Annotated in this window: 13 protein-coding genes; 4 read left to right on the top strand and 9 right to left on the bottom strand. The window is 72.0% G+C overall.

Annotated features, from left to right (window positions below; genetic code table 11):
- Positions 1-124: 124 nt before the first annotated feature.
- Positions 125-2,593: an accessory Sec system translocase SecA2 gene (gene secA2, locus AB0B35_RS07585; protein ID WP_361042009.1), complete on the bottom strand. Its 2,469-nt coding sequence runs from the start codon at positions 2,591-2,593 to the stop codon at positions 125-127.
- A 144-nt stretch (positions 2,594-2,737) separates the two neighbouring features.
- On the opposite strand from secA2, the gene AB0B35_RS07580 reads away from it, so the two are divergent.
- A complete protein-coding gene (locus AB0B35_RS07580) occupies positions 2,738-3,421 on the top strand; it encodes a hypothetical protein (RefSeq protein ID WP_361042007.1) in 684 nt (227 codons plus the stop codon).
- A 138-nt stretch (positions 3,422-3,559) separates the two neighbouring features.
- Positions 3,560-4,111 (top strand): M15 family metallopeptidase, encoded by a 552-nt coding sequence (locus AB0B35_RS07575; RefSeq protein ID WP_361042005.1) that lies wholly within the window; start codon positions 3,560-3,562, stop codon positions 4,109-4,111.
- Positions 4,112-4,115: 4 nt separating this feature from the next.
- Here the strand turns inward: AB0B35_RS07575 and AB0B35_RS07570 are convergent, their stop codons facing one another.
- The 6 genes from AB0B35_RS07570 to AB0B35_RS07545 all read right to left on the bottom strand — a co-directional run bounded on the left by AB0B35_RS07570 (position 4,116) and on the right by AB0B35_RS07545 (position 10,028).
- The gene (locus AB0B35_RS07570; protein ID WP_361042002.1) at positions 4,116-4,841 is read right to left on the bottom strand and encodes a hypothetical protein; all 726 of its coding nucleotides are present in this window, start codon (positions 4,839-4,841) and stop codon (positions 4,116-4,118) included.
- Between the two features lie 40 nt (positions 4,842-4,881).
- Positions 4,882-5,826, bottom strand: coding sequence for an acyltransferase domain-containing protein (locus tag AB0B35_RS07565; protein ID WP_361041999.1), 945 nt, complete (start codon positions 5,824-5,826; stop codon positions 4,882-4,884).
- Positions 5,827-5,886: 60 nt separating this feature from the next.
- Complete coding sequence (locus AB0B35_RS07560) at positions 5,887-6,786, bottom strand: prolyl oligopeptidase family serine peptidase (RefSeq protein WP_361041996.1); 900 nt, start codon at positions 6,784-6,786, stop codon at positions 5,887-5,889.
- A 195-nt stretch (positions 6,787-6,981) separates the two neighbouring features.
- Positions 6,982-7,845, bottom strand: a complete 864-nt coding sequence (locus AB0B35_RS07555; protein ID WP_361041993.1) for an oxidoreductase — start codon at positions 7,843-7,845, stop codon at positions 6,982-6,984.
- A 29-nt stretch (positions 7,846-7,874) separates the two neighbouring features.
- Positions 7,875-8,273, bottom strand: coding sequence for a hypothetical protein (locus tag AB0B35_RS07550; RefSeq protein WP_361041990.1), 399 nt, complete (start codon positions 8,271-8,273; stop codon positions 7,875-7,877).
- 36 nt (positions 8,274-8,309) lie between these two features.
- On the bottom strand, positions 8,310-10,028 hold the full coding sequence (locus AB0B35_RS07545; protein ID WP_361041987.1) for a ricin-type beta-trefoil lectin domain protein: 1,719 nt from the start codon (positions 10,026-10,028) through the stop codon (positions 8,310-8,312).
- Between the two features lie 305 nt (positions 10,029-10,333).
- Between AB0B35_RS07545 and AB0B35_RS07540 the strand changes: the two genes are divergently transcribed.
- Positions 10,334-11,083, top strand: a complete 750-nt coding sequence (locus tag AB0B35_RS07540) for a hypothetical protein (protein ID WP_361041985.1) — start codon at positions 10,334-10,336, stop codon at positions 11,081-11,083.
- 67 nt (positions 11,084-11,150) lie between these two features.
- Here the strand turns inward: AB0B35_RS07540 and AB0B35_RS07535 are convergent, their stop codons facing one another.
- Positions 11,151-12,236, bottom strand: a complete 1,086-nt coding sequence (locus AB0B35_RS07535; protein WP_361041983.1) for a DUF1996 domain-containing protein — start codon at positions 12,234-12,236, stop codon at positions 11,151-11,153.
- 33 nt (positions 12,237-12,269) lie between these two features.
- Complete coding sequence (locus AB0B35_RS07530; RefSeq protein WP_361041980.1) at positions 12,270-12,881, bottom strand: hypothetical protein; 612 nt, start codon at positions 12,879-12,881, stop codon at positions 12,270-12,272.
- A gap of 146 nt (positions 12,882-13,027) precedes the next feature.
- Between AB0B35_RS07530 and AB0B35_RS07525 the strand changes: the two genes are divergently transcribed.
- Entirely contained in the window at positions 13,028-13,546 is a 519-nt protein-coding gene (locus tag AB0B35_RS07525; protein ID WP_361041977.1) for a hypothetical protein, read from the top strand.
- Positions 13,547-13,588: the final 42 nt, after the last annotated feature.

Here is a 13,588-nt window from a genome sequence, read left to right as displayed (position 1 = left end):
TCGCGCGCCGCCCGTCACCCCAGCGGGTGACGTCTGCCAGGAGGAACGAACAAGTCGACCTTGGGAAACGAGCTGGCAGCCGTGCTCCCGGCGCGGTCGTGGCACCGGGAGCACGGCCGTGGCGTCAGCGGCGGCCCAGCACCATCTTGGCCAGGTTGGCGAACATGCGCTCCATCTCCGACCCGAACGGGTTGTCGTGCACCATGTACGTCCACGTGGCGCTCGGCCGCTCCAGCCCCGCGTCGGCGGGCGTCCAGTCCGGGCTGTCGATCCGCGCCGCCATGAACGTGTCCGCCGTGTCGGTGTCGACGCCGGTCAGCAGCTTGTTGAACGCGGGCACCGCCAGCCGGTGGAACTCGTCCAGCGGGTCCTGCCGCCCCAGCGCGCGCAGGTGCACGCCGTCGCGGGCGTCGGCCAGCATGCCCAGGTGGTCGGCCCAGCCCCGGTCCAGGTGGTACAGCGCGATCTGCCGCGCGACCTCCTCGGCCGCCTCCTTGCCGATCGCCTTCTCGACCTCGGCGAAGCGGTCCGCGACCGTGACCAGCTCCAGCCCCGCGTGGGCCAGATCGTCGGCGTCGTAGCCGGCGGGCAGGTCGGCTTCGGCGACCGCGTCGAGGTCGGCCGGGAACCGGGTCGTGTCGCCGCGCAGCAGCTCCGCGGCCGCGTCGGTGGTCAGCAGCGCCTTGCGGCGCAGCGCGAGCACCTGCCGCTGCCGCTCGACGAGCACGCCGTACCGCCAGGTGTTGCGGTGGATCTCGAAGTCGACGCCCTCGGCGACACGCTGCGCGTGCCCGACCGCCCAGTGCACGTGCGGGCCGCTGACCCGCCCGTCGCCCGCAGTAGTGCCGCCGATGCCGTCGCCGTGCCGCACGATCAGCTCGTCCTCGCGGCTGACGAAGAACACCGAGCCGCCCGGGTCGCCCTGCCGGCCCGCCCGGCCGCGCAGCTGGTCGTCGACGCGGCGGCTGTCGTGCCGGCCCGCGCCGATCACGTACAGGCCGCCCAGCTCGGCGATCGACGCCCGGTCCTGCTCGTCGCTGCCGCCGAGCCGGATGTCGGTGCCGCGGCCGGCCATCTGGGTGGACACGGTGACCGCGCCCCGCCCACCGGCCTCGGCGATGACCGCCGCCTCGTGCGCGTCGTTCTTGGCGTTCAGCACCGTGCACGTGATGCCGTGCTCGCGCAGGGCCGCGGCCAGGCGCTCCGACTCGGCCACGTCGAGGGTGCCGACCAGCACCGGCCGCCCCGTCTCGTGCGCCGCGGCCACCTCGGCCATCAGCGCCTCTTCCTTCTCCTCGATCGTCGCGTACACCCGGTCGGGCTCGTCGACCCGGACGTTGGGCGTGTTCGGCGGGATGACCGCGACCTCCAGGCGGTAGAACTCGCGCAGCTCGTCGCCGATCGTGGAGGCGGTGCCGGTCATGCCCGCCACCGTCGGGTAGAGCGCGATGAACGCCTGCACGGTGATCGAGGCCAGGATCTCACCCTCGTCGGTGGCCGCCAGGCCCTCCTTGGCCTCGACCGCGGCCTGCAGCCCGTCGGGCCAGCGGCGGCGGCGGGCGACCCGGCCCCGGAACTCGTCGACCAGCGCGATCCGGCCGTCCTTGACGATGTAGTCCACGTCCACGGCCAGCAGCGCCCGCGCGTGCAGGGCCAGGTTCACCGCGGTGAGCTTGGACAGGTTGTCCGGCGCGTAGAGGTGGATGCCGCCCCAGGCGCGTTCGACCAGCGCCGCGCCGTGGTCGGTGAGCTGCACGTTGCGGCCGTCGTCGACGACCTCGTAGTCGCGGCCCGGCCGCATCGTCGCCACCAGCGTCGCCGCCGCGCTCGCGTCGGAGGTCGCGTCGGCGAGGCTGCCCGCCAGGACCAGCGGCACCCGCGCCTCGTCGATCAGGATCGAATCCGCCTCGTCGATGATCACGGTGTAGAGGCCCGGCATGACGGCGTCCTCGGCGCGCAGCACCATCTGGTCGCGCAGGAAGTCGAAGCCCGCCTCGCTCACCGACACGTACGTGACGTCGCAGCGGTACGCGGCCGCGCGCTCGTCGTGGCCCGACGACTCCCCGACGGCGTCGACGGTCAGTCCGAGCATCCGGTATGCCGGGCCCATCCAGCGCGCGTCGCGGTCGGCGAGGTAGTCGTTCACGGTCAGCACCTGCACCCGCGAGCCGCGCACGACGTAACCGAACGCGGCGATGAACGCGGCGAGGGTCTTGCCCTCACCGGTGGCCATCTCCACGACGTTGCCCTGCAGCATCGCCATCGCCCCGAGCAGCTGCACGTCGAACGCGCGCTCGCCGAGGGCCCGGCGGCCGGCCTCGCGGCCGAGCGCGCAGATCTCGGCCAGGTCCTGCTCGTCGATCGGCAGCGGCTCGGCCAGCGTGACGAAGGGCTGCCCGTCCTCGGCCTCGCTGACGAGGTCGCGCAGCGCGAGCGCCCGCTCGGTGAGTTCCGCGTCGGTCAACGCGGTGAGCTCGTCCTCCAGGTCCAGGATGCGCGGCAGGATCGCCTCATAACGGTCCAGACTGACCGTCGTTCCGGGGCGCTCCATGAACGCGCGCAGCTTCTGCTTCAACCGATCACCCAAACCCATGCCCGCAAAGGTACGTCCTCTTCTGCGACACGCCCGCCCCGGACGTGTCATCCGCCGCGTTTAGGCTCGGCGCGTTGCGCGGAGGGCGGGGAGCGATCGATGGATTCGGGTTACCTCTGGGTCGATCACTCGGCCCCTGAACACGTGCGAACGGTGCAGGTCGGCGGCCGGGTGCGGCTGCCCGAGGCGCGGCCGCCGTGGCTGGTGGTGTACCAGTCGCCGGGCCGGGTTCTGGTCAACCGCTGGCCCGGACGGCTGTTCGCGGTGCGGATACGGCCCGCGGCGACGGCGGGGGAGCGAGCGGCGCTGGCCGAGGTCACCGTCCGGATCTTGCCTGGCGCGGGCTACACCAACGCCATGGCCGTCGACCTCGTCCAGGAGCTGAGCCCGGCGCTGATGTTCGGCACGGACGGCGACGCGGTGGTGCGGGTCCTCGACATCGCGCGGGACCTGGACGAGCCGTCGGCGCACCGGCTGGCCCGAGCCAGGCACCCCGGCGCGGGAGACGCCTGCCGGGCCGCCTGGCAGCGCTGGCGGGACGAAACCCCGCCCTGCGGCCTCGGGTCGCCGATCGGGTCCGGGTTCGGGCTGCTGCACCGGCTGGTGAGCGACAGCGCCCGCGCCCGCGGGGGACCGGGGGCCTGGGTCGTCGACGGCGAGGGCGAGGAGGAGGCCGCCGAGCCGTGGAAGTCGGCGTACAGCGCGCTGCGCGAGGCGGCCATGGCCTACGGTGCCCCGGACCTGCCGGACAGCGACTCGGGCATGGTCATGGCGGCCGCCTGGATGGAGGTTTACGGCCATATGCCCGATTATCTGCTAAAGGGATGATAAGCGCATTCTTAAGCATCTATCACCGATGTTAAGAGCATGTGTGGTGATCGGTTCACGTCGCGATAACACACTGCGTGTTGAAGTGATCTCCCGTAAGTCACCGGCTCCCCGTTCCGGTGGCCGGAAGGAGTTCACATGTCCTGCCCATCCCCGCGCCCCTCGCTGGCCAAACGGGCCGGCGTCGGCATCGCCGCCGCCGCGCTGCTGACCGCGATTCCCGCGTACACCGAGATCGCCTCGGCCGACAGCGGCCTCACCGCGAGCGACGGCGCGTTGGACGAGCCGGTGTCGCCGTTCACCGACGGGCACCCCGCCGTCGACAACCTCGACCCCGACCTGCGCCGGGCAATCCGGCAGGCGGCCGCCGACGCCCGCCGCGACGGCGTCGAGGTGCTGATCAACTCCGGCTGGCGCAGCCGCAGCCACCAGCAGCACCTGCTCGACGAAGCCGTCGCGCAGGACGGACCGGAGGAGGCGGGCAAGCGCGTCAACACCCCCGACCGCTCCACCCACGTGACCGGCAAGGCGATCGACGTCGGGCCGCAGCGGGCAGACCGGTGGCTCCAGCGCAACGGCGCCGCCTACGGGCTCTGCCAGGTGTACGCCAACGAGATCTGGCACTTCGAGCTGACGACCGTGCCCGGCCGCCCCTGCCCGCCCCAACTGCCCGACGCGTCCGCAGGCTGACCCGTCAGGCGCTCGCGGTCGCGAGAATGTCGTACCACCAGGTCGCGCGCTCGTCGCCCAGCATGTCGAGCTGCTCGTCGGTGGGGCGGTAGCCGTCGGGCAGCTCCACGGCCGCCGCGCCGCAACGCTCGACGATCTCCCGCAGCCGGGTGACCCGCGGATCGTCCCGCAGCTCCTCGACATCCATCAGGTCGTCGACGAGCATGGCGGGGCCGAGGGCGTACCAGGCCGCGACGAGCCCCGGATCGCCGCGCCGCTCGGCGGCCTCGGCGACTACGGTAACGACGTCGAGCAGCGCGATCCGGGCGGGTGGGACCGCGTCGCGGCCCGTGAGCCGCCCCGCGTCGACCAGCCGCCGCCACAGGGCCGTGCCCGCCGCGCAGTACAGCCACGGCGGGTCGACGTAGCCGTCCGCCAGCCAGTCGTCGTAGCCGGTGAAGTCGTCGGCGTCCTCGTCGATCTCGCGCAGCGCCTGGAACCCGGTCAGCCCGTCGAAGAACTCGCGGCGCTGCGCGTAGTCCGGGTGCTCGTGCGGCGCGAGCCGGTAGGTGTGCCGGCGGCGCAGCAGGATGTCCAGCACCCGGCCCTGGGTGTGGGAGCAGTCGAACCCGGCCTGGAACGCGTACAGCGCCGTGAACCAGTCCCGCAGCCGCTCGTCGTCCTCGGCGTGGCGGGCGTCGAGCACCAGGACCGACTCGGCCACCAGATCCTCGATGTCGTGCATGGACATGCCGTCCTCCGATCCGTGGCGATGTCGTGTCGCGGCCTGCTCAGACGGGGAAACCGCCGCGCCGCCAGCGCCAGTGGCGGCCGGCCTTCAGATGATCGACGGCCGCGCGTTCGAGCACGGTGCGGCGCGGCAGTTGGTCGAGCGGCGTGGTGATGCTGCGGAACACGAACCGCAGCACCTCGACGTCGGCGTCGAGCCCCTCCGGCTCCTCGTAGGGCTCCAGCTCGAACCGCTGCTGGAACCGGACGATGTTCGAGTCCTTCGGCAGGTACTCCAGCAACTGCGGGTCGAGCAGCCAGGAGCCGCAGGTGAACGCCGTGAACCGCCGGTCGGGGAAGTGGCGTGGGAAGAACGCGCGGGCCTCGTCCAGCGAGGCCGTGACGGCCTGCGGGGTCATCGGCCCTGACTCGGGGATGTGCAGGCCGATGGTGGTGTCGGCGGGGTGGTACTGCAACCGGCCCAGCTCGTAGATGCTGCCGCGCGCGTGCAGCGTCAGCCACGCCTGCATGACCGGCCAGCCCTCGCGGTTCATCCGCCGGTCGATCGCCAGGTTGCGGCCAAGGTCCGCCAGGGACGTCCACGACACGGCGTCGGCGACGCCGCGCTCTCGGTGGTACCCCCTGACGACGTCCACCAGGGCCAGGTAGGCGTACACGTAGAGGTGCCGCCAGGCGGGCCCCCGGTCGCGCGGCAGCTCCGGACCGGGCGGCAGCCAGTCGTGGCCGCCGAGATCGGCACGGACCAGCGCGATCGAGCGGTCGAGCAGCCAGCGCAGCTCCGGCGTCCACAGTGGGGAGTCCGGATCGGGCCAGCCTTCCATGATCTCGGCGGCGTCGTCGGGCCGCACCGCGAGCCGGTCGAGGATCGCGGGCACGTCGGCCTTGGCGGGCAGCGGGGCCGACGGCCGGTCACCGGCGAGCAGACCCACCCGCTCGATGTCCGCCAGGGGCACTCCGAGCTGGGCGGCGATGTGCTCCAGATCCACGCGGACGACCCTACCGGACAGCGGGACGGCCCCTCCAGGCCGAACCCGGCGAATCCCTGATCATGGGCTGACCCGGCTTCGCCCGTGCTGGAGGGTCTCGTCCAGCCAGTCGAAGACGACCTGGTCGAAACGCGAGCGGTTCCAGCCCTCGCAGTGCCCGGCCGCCCCGTCCGCCGCGGTGAACCGTGCCATCGTCTTCGGGCAGTTCAACGCCTCGTGGAGGGCTTCGGCCCCGGCCGCGAGCGGATCACCGTCGGCGGCGGCGACCAGGGTCGGGCACTCGATCGACCCGACGACGTCCGAGAGCCGGTAACGCCTGCCCAGGTCCACGACGTACTCCCCGAGCGTAGGCGCGCCGTGCACCCACATGCCGCGCTGCACCAGCTTCCATCGCGCCATGGGATTGCGCACCGCCTCCTCCATCATCGGTTCCAGCTCGGCCGGGTCGACGTCGGGATACCGGTCCCGCACCGGCGGCGGGAGCATGGCGCGGACGGTCTCGGCCTGGTCCCACTGGCCCGGGTCGGCGATCAGCGCGGCGATGCGCGGCTCGCCGGAGGCGGCGCGCGGCGCCAGCCAGCCGCCGAAGCTCCAGCCCATGACCGCGATCCGGTCGCCGTCGACCTCCGGCTGGGCCAGTGCCGCGTCCACGACCGCGCGCAGCACCACCTCCCAATCGGGGCGCATCCGCAACTGCTGCTCGATCAGCGCGCCGCCCTGGCCGGGCTCCGCCTCCCGCGCGCTGACCTGATGGCCACGGGCGTGACTGTCCTCGGCCCAGCCGGCCAGCTTCGCCGCGTACCCGGTCCACGCCTCGTGCCAGCTGTCGGCGTCACCGGGCTCGACCCGCGCCGCGATGGCCGCGACCTCGCCGTACTCGGCGCCGCCGCGGGTCATGGTCATCAACGCCCGCTCGGTGAACATCTGGAACAGCGGGTCGTCGAACAGCTGCTTCATCATCGCGGCCCCCGATCGCTCCCGTTCACCACAGCACGAACGGCCTGGGGACCGCCCGGATTTCTGCCGTATCCGCCGGTTGACGGGCGCTGTCGGATCTGGAGGAGATCGGGCCGAGCCGGCGAGCGTTCCTCGACGTCGCCCATCCGCACCTTCGTGAGTTGGCCGGCCCGAACTCCTGACCCGCCTACGGGGCCTTCACGGCCGGACCAGTAGGTCCAAGTCCTCGTCGGTGAGCGTGAGGCCGCCCGCGGCGATGTTCTCCGCCAGGTGCGCGGGCGAGCCGGTGCCGGGGATGAGCAGGATGTTGGGCGAGCGGGCCAGCAGCCAGGCCAGCGCCACCTGCGCGACCGTGGCGTCGTGCCGCTGCGCGACGGTGGTCAGGTGCTCGGCGGTCAGCGGCTGGAACCCGCCGACGGGGAAGAACGGCACGTACGCCACGCCCGCCTCCGCGCACGCGTCCACCAGCGGATCGTCCTCGCGATAGGCGATGTTGTACCGGTTCTGGACGCACACGATCGGCGCGATCGTGCGGGCCGTGTCGAACTCGGCGCGGCCGATGTTGGAGATGCCGATGTGCCGGATCAGTCCCTCGTCGCGCAGCTTCATCAGTGTCTCCAGCGGCGCGGCGACGGCGGAGCGGTCATGGCCCCGGTCGCCCATCCGCAGGTTCACCACGTCCAGCCGGTCGACACCGAGGGTGCGCAGGTTCGCCTCCACCCCACGGCGCAGTCCGTCCGGGGTGAGCCCCGACTGCTCCGACGCCGGCAGGGCGATGTCCGAGCCTTCGACCAGCGCGCCGACCTTGGTCACGAGGACCAGATCCGCCGGGTACGGGTGCAGCGCCGTCCTGATCAGCTCGTTGGCCGCGACGCCGTCGCGGGCGTAGTAGTGCGAGGTGTCGATGTGGTTCACGCCCAGCTCGACGGCCTGCCGCAGGATCGCCAGCGCGGTCTCGCGCTCGGGCCGCCCGCCCTGCGGCCAGCCGGTCAGCTTCATCGCGCCGTACCCGACGCGGCCGACGTCGAGATCCCCACCCAGTTTCCAGCCCGTCTTCGCCATGATCTTGATCCTAGTGGTGGGTGATCCGGTCACAGGTTCCTGATGTTGCCGTGCTGGATGCAGATGTCACGATCGCCCTGGGTCCGGATCTCCTGGACGACGGGGGTTCCCGTCGTGCGGGTCACCTGGACCCGGTACACCCGGCCGTGCCCGTCGACCGGCGACGACCAGGCGACCCACGACTCGATCTCGTAGGAGCGGACCGGATTCTCCTGCTCCGAGGCGTCGAACTCGCCGCGCTCGACGCCGGTCTCGTCGGTGCAGATCAGCGCATGGGCGGCGGCGTGGTCGCCTTGGACCAGGGCGTCGAGGTAGTTCCGCACGGCGCGCTCGGAAGCCGTCCCGTCGTCCGCCGAACCGATCACGCCGCACGCGCTCACCAACCCGGCCGCCACCAGCGCGAACACGATTCCCCTACGGTTGATCATGGTATGCATCATGCCACCGGCGGACACTGCCACGGTTCAGGGCGTGCTCCAGCGCTGGTTCGCCTGGTAGTTCGGGTTGCAGGTCCAGATCTGCAGCCGGGTGCCGTCGGCACTGGTCTGGTCCCGGGCGTCCAGGCACTTGCCGGAGGCGGGATTGACCAGGTGGCGGGTGGCGCCGTCGTACACCCAGCGCTGGCGCGCCAAGCCGGATCCGCACGACCAGAGCTGCACCGGCGTGCCGTCGTCGGTGTCGCCGTCGGTCACTTCGAGGCACTTGCCCAGCGCCCGTACGGTGCCGTCCGTGCGCATGGTCCACGTCTGGGCGGCAGTGCCGTTGCAGGTGTAGATCACGATCGGGGTGCCGTCGGCGCGGCTGGCGCCGGCGACGTCGACGCACTTGCCGCCGATGCCGGTGATCTCGCCGACGTGGCTCGCTGCCGGAGGCGCGGCCGGTTGACCGGTGTTCCCGGCGGGCGAAGCGCTCGGCGCCGGCGATCGCGAGGGCGCGCCGGACGGCTGACCGGAACCGACCGGCGTCGTGGTCACCGCAGGTGACGGGTGCGCGGACGCTGCCGGGCGGGCCTTCGGCGAGGCCTGCTCGGTTCCGGTCGGCGCGGTCTCGGCGGCGTTGGCGAACGTGGTGTCGGGCAGGTCCGGGTCGCGCCAGGTCATCGCGCCGACACCCACTCCGAGCAGCAGGATGAATGCCACGGCCCCCAGCAGCGCCACCCGCGGCCAGGGGCGGCGGGTGCTGCCGGACGGCATCGGCGGCACGTCGCCGGTCGTGGCGACGCCCGTCTCGGCGGCGGTGTGCGGCTCGTCTGCGGGCGAGTGGCCCATCGTCGGCAGCGGTGTGGGTGCGGCCCATGAGGGCCCGTCAGGGACGGCGGCCTCGGGGGCCGGCCTGTCGGCCGTGGGGGAGTCGTGGCGGGCCGGGTCGAGCGCCGCACGCAGCAGCGCCTCGGCCCGCACCGCGTCCACGCGCTGGTCCGGGTCCTTCTGCAGCAGGCCTTCCAGCGCCGGTGTCAGGGCTCCGGCCCGGGTCGGGCGCGGCGGCGGCTCGGTCACCAGCGCGGCGATCGTCGCCGCGGGCGACGGCCGGTCGAATACCAGCCTGCCTTCGACGGCCGTGAACAGGGTCGCGCCCAGCGCCCACAGGTCGGCGGCCGGGCCGCCGCGGTCGCCGTCGACGCGTTCGGGCGCGAGATAGGCGGGCGATCCCACGACGATGCCGGTGCGCGTGACCGTCGCGTCCGCGGACTGGTGCGTGGCCAGGCCGAAGTCGGTCAGCAGCACTCGCCCGTCCTCGGCGAGCAGCACGTTGGCGGGCTTGACGTCCCGGTGCAGGATGCCCGCCTGATGCGCCGCGTTCAGCGCGCTCAGCAGGGCGAGTCCGATTTCCGCGGCCCGCCGGACGGGGATCGGCCCGTCGGAGGCGAGCACCTGGTGCAGCGATCTCGCCCGGACCAGTTCCATCACGATCCAGGGTTCTCCCTCGTGCGGGATCACGTCGTGCACCTGGATCACGTTCGGGTGGCTCAACTGCGCCACGGCTCTCGCCTCGCGCAGGCTGCGCTCCCGGGTGGTCTTGCGCTCCTCCTCGGTCAGGTGGGCCGGCGCGAGCAGTTCCTTGATCGCCACGAACCGTTGGAGGTACTCGTCCCGGGCCCGCCAGACGCGACCCTGCCCGCCCTGGCCGATGACGTCGAGAAGCTGATATCGATAGGCCAGCAATTTCTTGGATGAGTCGTGCACCGCGGAAGAATACACGCGGTGAGTCATGCCTCCACCTGCTGTCCACCGTCCCTATAGAAGGCTGGGACGTGCACTGATGAACGCCGGGTAAACAGTGTTCGAGCGCTTGCCAACTGCTACAACGAGCGCCATTGATTGCCTGAATCAGCGTTCGGATAGGGGGCTGCCGATCGCCGCATTCGCTGTGTCAACGCATCGTGGTCAGGTGAATGCGCCGGCGGCGGGGCGCGGTCGTGGCCCCGGCGGCGCGGCGGTGGGCGGGTCCGCGACAATGCTGGCTTTGAGCGCCTTCAAGGAGATGTCGTATGGGTCCGAACAAGACCGCGCCGAGCAAACCGTCGCAACTCAAGGTGTCCACCAGGAGAGTGGCGGCGATGTGGGCCACCTGTGTCGTCATCGGAGCGGGGCTCGGCTGGGCGCTGCGCGCCGTGTCGGAATGGGCCGCGTCCGTCGACGGCATGCCGCTGCGTGACTGGATCTCGGTGCTCGCGAAGGTGCCCGACCCGTACGGGACCGTGCTCTGCGTGCTGCTCGGCATGGCGTTCGGCGCGGAGGTGGCCCGGCGCACGCTGAAGGACTCGGTGGCGGTGTCCGTCAAGCCGGATCTGGTCATCTGGCGGGCCGGCAAGCAGACCCGCCGGATCGCCCGCGCCGAGATCTCGGCCGTCTACCTGGACGGCGTCGACGACCTCGTGTTCCTCGGCACCGACACCGGGGAACTGGCCAGGGCGAACAACAACCTGGACGAGGACGCGGTGAAGGAGACCTTCCTGCGCCACGGGTACCCGTTCTTCGACGCCGATCCGCACCTGGAGCAGTACATGCGCTGGGTCGAGGACCTGCCCGAGTTGTCCGCGACGGCCAACGCCCTGCTGAAGGCACGCCAGAAGGCGCTGGAGGAGAACGCCGCCGACGACGCGGCCGAACTTCGGGCCGACCTGGCCAAGCTCGGCGTGATCGTCCGGCAGAACGACGACCGCCAGTTCTACCGCCTCGTCGCCAAACCGGCCACCGCCGAGGGCGGTGCCGCCCCGGCCGACAAGGTGCCGGCGTAGCCGCGTAGCCGGCCGTGGCCGCCGCCGGTCTCCGACGGACGGCGGCCACGCCACCGCGCCCCGCCGGTCAGAAGCCGCCGGCGGCGTTGCACTTGACGCCCTGGTCGAGACAGTTGCGCACGCGGGCGGCGAGCGCCTCCTCGTCCCAGCCGTTGAAGAAGTCGGCGTGCATGGAGAACGAGTTGCCCGACGACAGCGTGATGCCGTCGGTTTTCGCACTCAGCGGCTTGTACGAGATCACGAACGACACCGACGGGATCGGCACCGGGTGGCTGCGCGGGCAGACGCCCGTGTGCAGCGCGCCGGACATGTGCGCCTTGTGGTCGGGGCTGTCCAGGTGCTTGCCGTCCCAGCAGTCCGGGAAGGTGATCTGCCGGACGATGTGCGCGGTGGACGCGCAGACCGGGAAGACCCCGTCGGAGGACCGGCCGACCTCGCCGCCGATGCCCGCGCACCAGAACCGGTTGCCGTTCGGGTCGGACGCCTTCTTCGCGTCGCCTTCGACCATCCGCAGGCCGTACGGGAACGGCTGGGTCTTGGCGGGGTCCTTCAGCCGTGAGCCGTAGTAGACGGTGATCTCGTCGGGGTCGATCACGCGGCCGTTCTGGTAGAGCGTCGGGATCCAGTACCCGGACCGGTCCTGCTTCGGGTTGCAGGTGGTCGCGCCGGAGCGCAGCGACGCGGCGGTGGTGTGGCTGTCGGTGGTCTTGTTGCCCCAGAAGGTGTGGTTGTGTGACGCGCCGGGCAGGCCGGGGAAGACGATCGGGTCGTCGTCGCCGTGGTGGCTGACCGTGCAGGTCGCGTGGAACTCGGGGACCTTCACCGGCTTGCCGGTCACCGTGCGCGGCTTGCGGGCGAAGAACGCCGCGGTGCGGGCCTTCTGCTCGTCGGGGTCGACGGCGATCCAGCCGGGTTTGGCCGGCTTGGGCGATGCTTTCGCCGACGGCGAGACCGCCGGTGTCGCGGCAGGCGACGTCGCCGCGGCGGGTCCGGTCGCGGCCGCTTCGGGTGCGGAAGCCTCGCCGGTGTCGGCGACGATGAACGAGACCACCGCGATCGCCAGCACGACAGGCGCCGCGATCAGGATCGGGCCGAGGCGGCCGAGCCTGGACGCCCGTCCAGCAGGATTCAGGGCCGGTTGTTCGGTACGCACAGAGGTCCTCCCGCGGTCGAGTGCGCCATGGGGCTATGCCGGATGGCTGCTGAGGAATCCGATCGCCATCGCGCCCCACCAGCCGCCCTGGGACACCAGCGCGGCCAGCACCGAGCGCAGCAGCAGCAACCGGGGAACGGGCCCGGTGTACGCGGCGATCCTGCGGTGCAGCGCGCCGGCCTGGACCCCGTTGAGCGCCACGAGCAGCACGAGCAGCAGCTTGATCTGAGTGAGGGTAGAGCCGAGGTCCGGCCGCAGCAGCCCGCCGCTGGCCGCCATGCCGGCCAGGCCCAGCCAGATCAGCAGGTTCACCTGGTCGGCCACGGCCAGCACCTGCCGCAGTTGGCAACGGCGCAGCAGCCACTTCAGGGCGATCCAGTCGACGGCGACCACCGCGCCGAACCCGACGACCAGGCACGCCAGGTGCACGAACAGCGCCACCCGGTGCAGCGCCGGGTTCGCCGGCACCAGGGTCGACTCCGCGAGCACCGCCAGCCACGTCACCGTGATCACGATGGCGACCAGGCCCGGCGACGGCGACGGCCCGCCGGCCAGCCTGGCCCGCAGGCCGGGCCGGTGGCGGCCGCGGACGTCCGGCGGCGGCTGCTCGCCGGCCGCCGGACCGCTGCGCGTCGGGGCGTTCACGGAGGCCATCTTGCACGGTCACCGGGCGGCCGGGAACGGCGGGTGGTTCCGCGCCCGCGACCTGGTCTGGAGGCAGTAGGGTGCCGCACATGTTCGGTCGTGCGAAGCCTTCGTCGCTGCCTTATCCCCAAGCATCCCCGGAAGGGATGGCGGCCCGCTGGCTGCAGTGGGCAGCTTCGATTCCGGCGTGGCGGACTCCGCTCGGCGACCGCGCGGAGTACTACGCCACCAACCAGCCCAAGGACGTGTGGTTCCTCGCCGGACAGTTCGGTGACGCGGGTGACGATCCCGAGAACTTCCGGCGGGTGACCGTTCCGGTGGGCCGGCCGGTCTTTCTGCCGATCTGGTGGGCCTTCGGGACGGACGACGCCCCGAACGGCAGGCCTGCCGACGCCGGGGTCGCGTATGCCACGCTGGAGAACGACGAGGAGATCGACCTGCCGATCCTCGAGGTGGTCTGCCGTCGCAAGTTCACGGTCGACGGCGTCTTCGGCAATCCGATCACGACCACCGGCCGCTCACGGGAGGTCTGGATGTGGGCCAACTGCGTGCTGCTCACCGGCCTCACCCCGGGACGGCACCGGCTGATCACGTCACGAGCGCACGTCTCCGAGGAGCGTCCGGACGCGGCCGCCTTCGTCTACCTCATCACGATCCGCGGCTGACCCGTGCGGAGACATCGCGTTCACCGGGCGCGGTTACCATGC

The organism is Catellatospora sp. NPDC049133 (assembly GCF_040648455.1).
Taxonomy (GTDB): Bacteria; Actinomycetota; Actinomycetes; order Mycobacteriales; family Micromonosporaceae; genus Catellatospora; species Catellatospora aurea.
The sequence above is the reverse complement of the archived record's forward strand: the minus strand, read 5'-3'. Positions and strand labels throughout refer to the sequence as shown.

Coding starts and splice junctions, on each gene's coding strand:
- secA2 (WP_361042009.1), bottom strand. CDS start 2,593: ATGGGTTTGGGTGATCGGTTGAAGCAGAAGCTGCGCGCGTTCATGGAG.
- AB0B35_RS07575 (WP_361042005.1), top strand. CDS start 3,560: ATGTCCTGCCCATCCCCGCGCCCCTCGCTGGCCAAACGGGCCGGCGTC.
- AB0B35_RS07570 (WP_361042002.1), bottom strand. CDS start 4,841: ATGTCCATGCACGACATCGAGGATCTGGTGGCCGAGTCGGTCCTGGTG.
- AB0B35_RS07560 (WP_361041996.1), bottom strand. CDS start 6,786: ATGATGAAGCAGCTGTTCGACGACCCGCTGTTCCAGATGTTCACCGAG.
- AB0B35_RS07555 (WP_361041993.1), bottom strand. CDS start 7,845: ATGGCGAAGACGGGCTGGAAACTGGGTGGGGATCTCGACGTCGGCCGC.
- AB0B35_RS07550 (WP_361041990.1), bottom strand. CDS start 8,273: ATGATCAACCGTAGGGGAATCGTGTTCGCGCTGGTGGCGGCCGGGTTG.
- AB0B35_RS07540 (WP_361041985.1), top strand. CDS start 10,334: ATGGGTCCGAACAAGACCGCGCCGAGCAAACCGTCGCAACTCAAGGTG.
- AB0B35_RS07525 (WP_361041977.1), top strand. CDS start 13,028: ATGGCGGCCCGCTGGCTGCAGTGGGCAGCTTCGATTCCGGCGTGGCGG.